At 70.0% G+C, this 10,063-nt stretch carries 6 protein-coding genes; 2 read left to right on the forward strand and 4 right to left on the reverse strand.

From position 1 onward, the window contains the following. Positions 1–225 precede the first annotated feature (225 nt). Positions 226–1,236, reverse strand: coding sequence for a polyprenyl synthetase family protein (locus QCN29_RS23630; protein WP_279930635.1), 1,011 nt, complete (start codon positions 1,234–1,236; stop codon positions 226–228). Between the two features lie 238 nt (positions 1,237–1,474). Between QCN29_RS23630 and QCN29_RS23635 the strand changes: the two genes are divergently transcribed. Then, a complete protein-coding gene (locus QCN29_RS23635) occupies positions 1,475–3,487 on the forward strand; it encodes a CocE/NonD family hydrolase (protein ID WP_279930637.1) in 2,013 nt (670 codons plus the stop codon). Positions 3,488–3,566: 79 nt separating this feature from the next. Then, positions 3,567–4,793 carry a fumarylacetoacetase gene (fahA, locus tag QCN29_RS23640; protein WP_279930638.1) on the forward strand — a complete coding sequence of 409 codons (1,227 nt, stop codon included), beginning with the start codon at positions 3,567–3,569 and terminating at the stop codon, positions 4,791–4,793. 117 nt (positions 4,794–4,910) lie between these two features. Here fahA and nuoN read toward each other — a convergent pair whose 3' ends face one another. Genes nuoN through nuoL form a run of 3 tightly spaced genes read right to left on the reverse strand, consistent with a single transcriptional unit; the run spans position 4,911 to position 10,056 of the window. Further along, positions 4,911–6,563, reverse strand: coding sequence for an NADH-quinone oxidoreductase subunit NuoN (gene nuoN / locus QCN29_RS23645; RefSeq protein ID WP_279930639.1), 1,653 nt, complete (start codon positions 6,561–6,563; stop codon positions 4,911–4,913). After that, positions 6,560–8,158, reverse strand: coding sequence for an NADH-quinone oxidoreductase subunit M (locus QCN29_RS23650; protein WP_240135416.1), 1,599 nt, complete (start codon positions 8,156–8,158; stop codon positions 6,560–6,562). The genes nuoN and QCN29_RS23650 overlap by 4 nt, the downstream gene beginning before the upstream one ends. 2 nt (positions 8,159–8,160) lie before the next feature. After that, a complete protein-coding gene (gene nuoL, locus QCN29_RS23655) occupies positions 8,161–10,056 on the reverse strand; it encodes an NADH-quinone oxidoreductase subunit L (protein WP_279930640.1) in 1,896 nt (631 codons plus the stop codon). Positions 10,057–10,063 lie beyond the last annotated feature (7 nt).

Consider the following 10,063-nt stretch of genomic DNA (forward strand, 5'->3'; position numbering starts at 1 on the left):
CCCGATTCGGTCTGAGTGGTCCAGCAGTGGTGTATTCATCTGACCAAATCGGTTCTGCGAAAGCGTCAGACCGCGGAAGCAAGTTGACGTACTGCTGCGGTATGACAGCGGACCCCGACATCTCCCCCATCCAGTAGGGGTCATGGCGCGCACAGCAGAAGACCCGCGCCCGAAGGACGCGGGTCGCACCTTGTGCCTTCCGCTCACATCAGCGGCTTCGGGGCGTCAGCCGGCGCGGTGCACCACCGCGTCGCAGAGCTCCGCGAGCGCCGCCTTGGCATACCCGTCGGGCAGCGGGGCGAGCATCGCCCGCGCCTCCTCCGCGTACCGCACGGTGTCCCGCCGAGCCTGCTCCAGCGCCGGGTGCGCGCGCAGCAGCCGGAGCGCCTCCGCGTGCCGGGCGTCGTCCGTGAGATCCCCTTCGAGCATCTCGACCAGCGCCAGGTCCTCTTCCCGTCCGTGCGCCGCGGCCTGGGCGCGCAGATGGAGCACCGGCAGGGTGGCGATCCCCTCGCGCAGATCGGTGCCGGGCGTCTTGCCCGACTCATGCGAGTCGCTGGCGATGTCCAGCACGTCGTCGGCGAGCTGGAAGGCCGCGCCGAGCCGCTCCCCGTACTGGGTCAGCACATCCACGACGCTCTCGTCCGCGCCCGACATCATCGCGCCGAAGCGGCCGGAGACGGCGATCAGCGAACCGGTCTTGCCGCCGATGACGTCCAGGTAGTGCCCGACCGGGTCGCGGCCGTCGCGCGGTCCGGCGGTCTCCAGGATCTGGCCCGTCACCAGCCGCTCGAAGGCCTCGGCCTGGATGCGCACGGCCTCCGGGCCGAGATCCGCCAGTATGTGTGAGGCGCGCGCGAAGAGAAAGTCACCCGTGAGGACGGCCACCGAGTTGCCCCAGCGGGCATTGGCGCTGGGCACTCCGCGGCGGACCTCGGCCTCGTCCATCACGTCGTCGTGGTAGAGCGTGGCGAGGTGGGTCAGCTCGACCACGACCGCCGAGGGCACCACGCCGGGCGCGTAGGGGTCGCCGAACTGGGCGGCGAGCATCACCAGCAGCGGGCGGAACCGCTTGCCCCCGGCGCGCACCAGATGCTGGGCGGCCTCCGTGATGAAGGGCACGTCGCTCTTGCAGGCATCGAGCAGCCCCGCCTCGACAGCCGCCAATCCGGTCTGGACATCGGCTTCAAGAGCCTGGTCCCGCACGCTCAGCCCGAACGGCCCGACGACGGTCACGAGGGGGTCTCCTGTCTGCCGATGATCACACGGATTGTCGATGTGTCACTGGATTCACTCAAGTCAGCGTATCCGGTCGCGTTTCGATCACCATGGGCGGCCGCCCGCCGCCGCCGGTATGTTCGGGAACAGGAGATACACCACCTATTCATCTCTTTCGAGCTCTTTCGAATTTTTGTCCGGAGCTTGTTCGACAGCCCCATCCGCAGGTCATGGCAGGGCGAAGGCAGGTCATACCATGCGCCGCATCCGCACCGACTTCCCCTACGAGACCCTCCACGAGGATGTCCGCATCCCGCTGCGGGACGGGGTGAGACTGTACGCGCGGGTGTGGCGGCCGCTGACCGACGAGCCCGTCCCCGCCCTGCTCGAGTACGTCCCCTACCGGCTCACCGACTGGACGGCGCCGCGCGACTGGCAGCGCCACCCCTGGTACGCGGGCCACGGCTACGCCTCCGTTCGCGTCGACGTACGCGGCCACGGCAACAGCGAGGGGACGCCCGGCGACGAGTACACGCCTGCCGAGACGTCCGACGGCATCGAGGTGATCGACTGGCTGGCCGGGCAGCCCTGGTGCAGCGGACGGGTCGGGATGTTCGGGATCTCCTGGGGCGGCTATACCGCCCTGCGGATCGCCGCGCTCACCCCCGAGCCGCTTGCGGCGGTGGTGGCCGTGTGCACCGGAGACGACCGGTACGACAACGATGTGCACTATCTGGGCGGCTCCCTGCTCGCCGAGGGCATGCACGCCCGCTCCGCCGCGCTGCTCGCCCTCGCCGCCCGGCCGCCGGACCCCGTGTACGCCGGGGACGGCTGGCGCGAACTGTGGCTGCGACGCCTCGACACGCTGGAACCGCTCATCCACACCTGGCTGGCCCACCAGACCCGTGACGCCTACTGGACCGAGAGCAGCGTCCGCGAGGACTGCGCCAAGATCGAAGCCGCGGTGCTCGCCGTCGGCGGCTGGCACGACCCCTGCCGGGACGCGGTGCTGAGGCTGGCGGAACTGCTGCCGCCCGACCGGGTGCGCGGCATCATCGGCCCCTGGTGCCACCAGTACCCCGACCGGGGCAGACCGCCGGGACCGTCGATCGGCTTCCTCCAGGAGACGCTCCGCTGGTGGGACCGCCACCTCAAGGGCGCGGACAACGACGTGCTGTCCGAGCCGCTGCTGCGCTGCTGGATCAGCCGCTCCCACCCGCCCGCGACGGTCTACCCCGAGCTGCCGGGCCGCTGGGTCGGCGAGCCCTCCTGGCCGTCCCCGCACCTCGCTCCCGTGACATACGGGCTGACGGGCGCGCCCGTGCCCGTACGCTCGCCGGAGCACACCGGCCTGGACGCCGGACGGCACCTCCCGCTCGGCAATGACGCGGATCTGCCGCCCGACCAGCGGGCCGAGGACGCGCGCTGCGCCTGCTTCGAGTTCCCGGTGGCCGAGGCGGACGGCCCGGTCGAGATCCTCGGCTGCCCGCGCGTGACCCTGCGGCTGCGGTTGGACGTCCCCTACGGGCAGGTGGCGGCCCGGCTCTGCGACGTCGCGCCCGACGGCGCGTCCACCCTGGTCACACGGGGCGTCCTCAATCTCGCCGCACGCCATGGCCACGACCGGGCCGACGCCTGGCCGCCCGGCGCGAGTGAGAGCGTCACCTTCGAGCTGAGCGCCATCGGCCACACCTTTCCGCCCGGCCATCGCATCCGGCTGGCCGTCTCCTCCGCGTACTGGCCCTGGATCTGGCCGCAGAGCCCCGGCGCGCACGAGGACCCCGGCTTCACCCTGGAACCTTCCGGGTCCCATCTGGAGCTGCCCGTACGCACCCCCACCGAGGACGCCATCGCCTTCGAGGAGCCGGAGCAGTCCGAGCCGCTGGGCGTCAGCTCGCCCGCCACGCTCGACGAGCAGCGGCCGGAGCGCCTGGTGATCCGGGATGTCGCCAAGGGGGAATGGCGGCTGGAGCTCGTCCCCCGCTACGGCGGCACCCGGATCCACCCCGACGGGCTCGAATACACCGAGGACACCCTGGACGCCTACACCATCCAGGAGGACGACCCGCTCTCGGCCCACGCGCGGTCCGACTGGACGATCCGGCTGCACCGCCCCGACCTGCCGTGGGACGTGCGCCTGGAATCCCGCTCCGAACTGGGCTGCGACGAAGCGGACTTCCTCCTCTCCAACGAGCTGGTCTGCCGCGACGGCAAGGAGATCGTCTTCCACCGGACCTGGGAGAAGCACATCCCGCGCCGGGAGAACTGATCGCAGAAGCCCCCTACGTGCCGCGCGGCCGCCCGACGTAACGTGACCCTCACACCCGTGGAAAGCGAGGCAAGCACCGATGCCCGAGCAGAGCCCGCTCGATCTCCCCGAGGGCGATCCCTTCGGCCCGCACAACCTCCCGTACGGCGTCTTCACCACGGCCGGCGAACCCGAGCACCGCAGGCTCGGCGTCCGCATCGGCGGCCACGCGCTCGACCTCGGGGCCGCGGCCCACGCCCTCGGCTCCCCGTACGCCGCCCTGCTGGCGCAGCCGAGCCTCAACCCTCTGCTGGCCGCCGGGCGGACCGTATGGCAGGACGTGCGGCGGGCGATCACCGCCTGGGTCACCGTGCCCGCGCACCGGCCGCAGATCGAGCCGCTGCTGCACCCGCTGGACTCGCTCACCGTGCACCTCCCCTACGAGGTCGCGGACTACGTCGACTTCTACGCCAGCGAAAACCACGCGGCCAACGTGGGCCGGATGTTCCGCCCGGACGGTGAGCCGCTCACCCCCAACTGGAAGCATCTGCCCATCGGTTACCACGGCCGCTCCGGAACGGTCGTCGTCTCCGGCACCGATGTGGTGCGGCCCTCCGGCCAGCGCAAGACCCCGGCCGACGCCGCGCCCGTCTTCGGCCCGTCCGTGAAGCTCGACATCGAGGCGGAGGTCGGCTTCCTGGTCGGAACGCCCTCCGAACCGGGCCGCCCGGTGGGGCTCGGAGACTTCAGGGACCATGTCTTCGGCCTGTTTCTGCTGAACGACTGGTCCGCCCGTGACATCCAGGCCTGGGAGTATGTGCCGCTCGGGCCGTTCCTCGGCAAGTCCTTCGCCACCTCCGTCTCCGCATGGGTCACCCCGCTTCTGGCGCTGGAGGAGGCCAGGGTCGCCCCGCCCGCCCGCGACGTCGAACTGCTGCCGTATCTGGACGACTCGGCGCAGGACGAGCCCGGCGGCTACGACCTGCGGATCACAGTCGCGCTCAACGGCCATGTGATCGCGGAGCCGCCGTTCGCCACGATGTACTGGACGGCCGCCCAGCAGCTCGCCCATATGACGGTCAACGGCGCGTCGCTGCGCACCGGCGACCTCTTCGGCTCCGGCACGGTCAGCGGCCCCGAGGTCCACCAGCGGGGCTCGCTGCTGGAACTGACCTGGAACGGCCGCGACGTCCTCGACCTTCCCGAAGGGAAGCGCACGTTCCTGGAAGACGGCGACGAGGTCACGATGACGGCATGGGCGCCGGGGCCGGACGGCACACGCGTGGGGCTGGGCGAGGTCACGGGGCGGGTGCGGCCGACGCGCTGAACCGCGGTCGGCCTTGACCCGGGGCCCCCACCCGAACTCCCGCGCCTCAATCGCCGGCGAGGCTCACAAGAGCCCGTCCGGCGATTGAGGACACGGCCTTCAGGCCGCAGGGCACGGCTACCGCACGAATCCGCTCGCCTGGCCCGCCAGGTCCAGGAAGTACTGCGGGGCCACCCCCAGCGCCAGCGTCACCGCGACGCCGACCGCGATCGTGGTCATCGTCAGCGGCGAGGGGACGGCGACCGTGGGGCCCTCCGGCTTGGGCTCGCTGAAGAACATCAGCACGATCACCCGGATGTAGAAGAACGCGGCGATGGCCGACGCGATCACGCCGATCACCACCAGCGCCCCCGCACCGCCCTCCGCCGCCGCCTTGAAGACGGCGAACTTGCCGGCGAAGCCGCTGGTCAGCGGAATGCCGGCGAAAGCGAGCAGAAACACCGCGAAGACCGCGGCGGCCAGCGGCGACCGCCGGCCCAGCCCCGCCCACTTGGACAGGTGCGTCGCCTCGCCGCCCGCGTCCCGCACCAGCGTCACCACGGCGAACGCGCCGATCGTCACAAAGGAGTACGCGGCCAGGTAGAAGAGGACGGACGAGATCCCATCGGGCGTCAGCGCGATCACACCGGCCAGGATGAAGCCCGCGTGTGCGATGGACGAGTAGGCCAGCAGCCGCTTGATGTCGGTCTGGGTGATCGCCACGATCGCGCCGCCGAGCATGGTCACGATCGCCACGCCCCACAGCACCGGCCGCCAGTCCCAGTTCAGGCCCGGCAGCACCACGTACAGCAGGCGGAGCAGAGCGCCGAACGCGGCGACCTTGGTGGCAGCGGCCATAAAGCCGGTCACCGGGGTCGGCGCACCCTGGTAGACGTCCGGGGTCCACATATGGAACGGCACGGCGCCCACCTTGAACAGCAGGCCCATCAGCAGCATCGCACCGCCGATCAGCAGCAGTGCGTCATTGCCCATGGTCTGGGCGAGCGCCGGGTCGATCGCGCGGACGCTGCCGTCGACGACCTCCGCGATCCGGGCGTACGACACCGAGCCCGCGTAGCCGTACAGCAGCGCGATCCCGAACAGCAGGAAGGCTGAGGAGAACGCGCCCAGCAGGAAGTACTTGACCGCGGCCTCCTGCGACATCAGCCGCTTGCGGCGGGCCAGTGCGCACAGCAGATAGAGCGGAAGGGAGAAGACCTCCAAGGCGATGAAGAGCGTCAGCAGGTCGTTGGCCGCCGGGAAGACCAGCATGCCGGTGACCGCGAACAGCATCAGCGGGTACACCTCGGTGGTGGTGAACCCGGCCCGCACCGCGGCCTGCTCGCCCTCGCCGCCGGGCACCGAACCGGCCTGCGCGACGAAGGAGTCGACATGCTTGCCGTGCGCCCGCGGGTCGAGCCGCCGCTCGGCGAAGGTGAACACCGCTGCCAGGGAGGCCAGCAGGATCGTGCCCTGCAGGAACAGCGCGGGCCCGTCCACCGCGATCGCGCCCATCGCCGCGATCTGCACCTTGGTCGTGCCGTGGCCGGTGGCCGCCAGGCCGACGACCGCCGCGAAGGCGGCGGCCAGCGCCGTGACCGAGAGGAACAGCTGCGAGTGGTAGCGGGCCTTGCGGGGGACGACCACCTCCACCAGCACCCCGAGGACCGCCGCGCCCACGACGATCAGCATGGGGGAGAGCTGGGAGTACTCGATATGCGGTGCCGGGATCGAGTCGACCGGCTGCTGTGCCGCCGTCGTCCACAGGCTGTGGACAGCTGAAGCGCTCACTTGGCTGCCTCCACATCGGGCCGGGGGTCCTGCTGCTGAACATCGGACATGGTGTGCTCCACGGCCGGATTGACGATCTCGGTGACCGGCTTCGGATAGACGCCCAGGAAGATCAGCAGCGCGATCAGCGGGGCGACCACCGCCAGCTCACGCACCCGGAGGTCAGGCATGGACCGCACCTCCTCCTTGACCGGGCCGGTCATGGTGCGCTGATAGAGCACCAGGACGTAGAGCGCCGCCAGCACGATGCCGAAGGTGGCGACGATCCCGGCGGCCGGATAGCGGGTGAACGTGCCGACCAGGACCAGGAACTCACTGACGAAGGGCGCGAGTCCGGGCAGTGACAGCGTCGCCAGGCCGCCCACCAGGAATGTGCCCGCGAGCACCGGCGCCACCTTCTGCACCCCGCCGTAGTCGGCGATGAGACGCGAGCCGCGCCGCGAGATCAGGAACCCGGCCACCAGCATCAGCGCGGCCGTCGAGATGCCGTGGTTGACCATGTAGAGCGTCGCGCCGGACTGGCCCTGGCTGGTCATCGCGAAGATGCCGAGGATGATGAAGCCGAAGTGGGAGATCGAGGCGTAGGCGATCAGCCGCTTGATGTCGCGCTGGCCGACCGCGAGCAGCGCGCCGTAGACGATGCTGATCAGCGACAGCACGATGATCACCGGGGTGGCCCACTTCGACGCCTCGGGGAAGAGCTGGAGGCAGAAGCGGAGCATCGCGAAGGTGCCGACCTTGTCGACGACCGCCGTGATCAGCACGGCGACGGGAGCGGTCGCCTCGCCCATCGCGTTGGGCAGCCAGGTGTGCAGCGGCCACAGCGGGGCCTTGATCGCGAAGGCGAAGAAGAAGCCGAGGAAGAGCAGCCGCTCCGTGTTGGTCGCCATCTCCAGCTCGCCGCTCGCCCGCGCCGCGGCGATCTCGCCCAGCGAGAAGCTCCCGGCGACGACATAGAGCCCGATGACGGCGGCCAGCATGATCAGCCCGCCGACCAGGTTGTAGAGCAGGAACTTCACGGCCGCGTACGACCGCTGGGTGGCGGCCGCCTCCTCGCCCTGCGCATGGGCGCGGTCTCCGAAGCCGCCGATGAGGAAGTACATCGGGATGAGCATGGCCTCGAAGAGGATGTAGAAGAGGAAGACGTCGGTGGCCTCGAAGGAGAGGATCACCATCGCCTCGACCATCAGGATCAGCGCGAAGAAGCCCTGGGTCGGCCGCCATCGATAGTGCTTCGTCTCGGCCGGCGCCTCTCCGCCGGAGTCGGGGGAGGGGTCGGCGTCGTGCCAGCCGGCTGCGATGACGAAGGGAACCAGCAGGGCGGTGAGCGCCAGCAGCGTCACCCCGATGCCGTCCACACCCAGCTCGTAGCGGACTCCGAAGTCGGCGATCCAGGCATGGGATTCGGTGAGCTGATAGCGCGCGCCGCCCGGCTCGAACCGTACGAGCACGGTCACGGCCAGCGCCAGCGTGCCGAGCGAGAAGAGCAGTGCGAGCCATTTGGCCGCGGTGCGGCGGGCGGCGGGGACGGCGGCGACAGCGACCGCCCCGACCGCGGGAAGCGCCGCCGTCGCCGTCAGCAGGGGAAAGGACATGGTCAGACCGCCCTCATCAGCAGGGTCGCGGCGATCAGCACCGCTGCACCTCCGAACATCGAGACCGCATAGGTGCGGGCGTAGCCGTTCTGCAGCTTGCGCAGCCGGCCGGAGAGGCCGCCGAAGCCGGCGGCCGTGCCGTTGACCACCCCGTCGACCAGGGTGTGGTCGACATAGACGAGCGAGCGGGTCAGATGCTCGCCCCCGCGGACCAGGACCACATGGTTGAAGTCGTCCTGGAGGAGGTCGCGGCGGGCGGCCCGGGTGAGCAGCGAGCCGCGCGGGGCGGTGACGGGCACCGGTCGGGTGCCGTACATCGCATACGCGAGGGCCGCGCCGACCAGCAGCACCGCGATGGTGGACGCGGTGATGACCGGCACGCTGATCACCGGGTGGGGGTGCTCGAATTCGGTGACGGGGGCGAGCCAGTTGACGAACCGGTCGCCGATGCTGAAGAACGCTCCGGCCCCGACCGAGCCGACCGCGAGCAGGATCATCGGGATCGTCATGGTGCGCGGCGCCTCGTGCGGATGCGGCTGTTCGCCCTCGGCGTCCGGCTGCCAGCGCTGCTTGCCGAAGAAGGTCATCAGCATCACGCGGGTCATATAGAAGGCGGTGATGCCGGCGCCCAGCAGCGCGATGCCCCCGAAGATCCAGGCCCGGGCGCCCTCCTGGGCGAAGGCCGCCTCAATGATCTTGTCCTTGGAGAAGAATCCGGAGAACGGCGGCACGCCGATGATGGCGAGATAGCCGAGCCCGAACGTCACAAAGGTGATCGGCAGATACTTCCTCAGGCCGCCGTACTTCCTCATGTCGACTTCGTCGTTCATGCCGTGCATGACCGATCCGGCGCCGAGGAACAGTCCGGCCTTGAAGAAGCCGTGCGTCACCAGGTGCATGATGGCGAAGGCGTAGCCGATCGGGCCGAGCCCGGCCGCCAGGACCATATAGCCGATCTGCGACATGGTGGATCCGGCCAGCGCCTTCTTGATGTCGTCCTTGGCGCAACCGATGATCGCACCGAAGAGGAGCGTGACCGCGCCGACGACCACGACCGCGAGCTGTGCGTCCGGCGCGGCGTTGAAGATCGCGCCGGAGCGGACGATCAGATAGACGCCGGCAGTCACCATGGTGGCCGCGTGGATCAGGGCGGAGACGGGCGTGGGGCCCTCCATCGCGTCCCCGAGCCAGGACTGCAGCGGCACCTGGGCGGACTTGCCGCAGGCGGCCAGCAGCAGCAGCAGTCCGATGGCCGTCAGCATGGCCTCGCTGGTCTCTCCGGTCGACTCCAGCACCGGAGTGAAGGCGAAGGTGCCGAAGGTGGTGAACATCAGCATCACCGCGATCGACAGGCCCATGTCGCCGACCCGGTTGACCAGGAACGCCTTCTTGGCGGCCGTCGCCGCGCTCGGCTTGTGCTGCCAGAAGCCGATGAGCAGATACGAGGCGAGGCCGACGCCCTCCCAGCCGACGTACAGCAGCAGATAGTTGTCGGCGAGGACCAGCAGCAGCATGGCCGCGAGGAAGAGGTTCAGATAGCCGAAGAAACGGCGGCGGCGCTCGTCGTGCTCCATGTATCCGACGGAGTACAGATGGATGAGCGAGCCGACACCGGTGATCAGCAGGACGAATGTCATCGACAGCTGGTCCAGCTGGAAGGCGACGTCCGCCTGGAAGCCCTCGACGGGAATCCAGCTGAACAGCTGCTGGTGCAGGGTCCGGTCGTCCGCGGCCTTGCCCAGCATGTCGGCGAAGAGCACCGTGCCGAAGAGGAAGGACACAAAGGCGAGCACGGTGGCGACCCAGTGCCCGGCGCCGTCGAGCCGCCGTCCGCCGCACAGCAGCAGCGCCGCTCCGAGCAGTGGCGCCGCGATCAGCAGCGCAATCAGATTGTCCACGGTCAGC

Source organism: Streptomyces chengmaiensis (genome assembly GCF_029846775.1).
Classification (GTDB): Bacteria; Actinomycetota; Actinomycetes; order Streptomycetales; family Streptomycetaceae; genus Streptomyces; species Streptomyces chengmaiensis.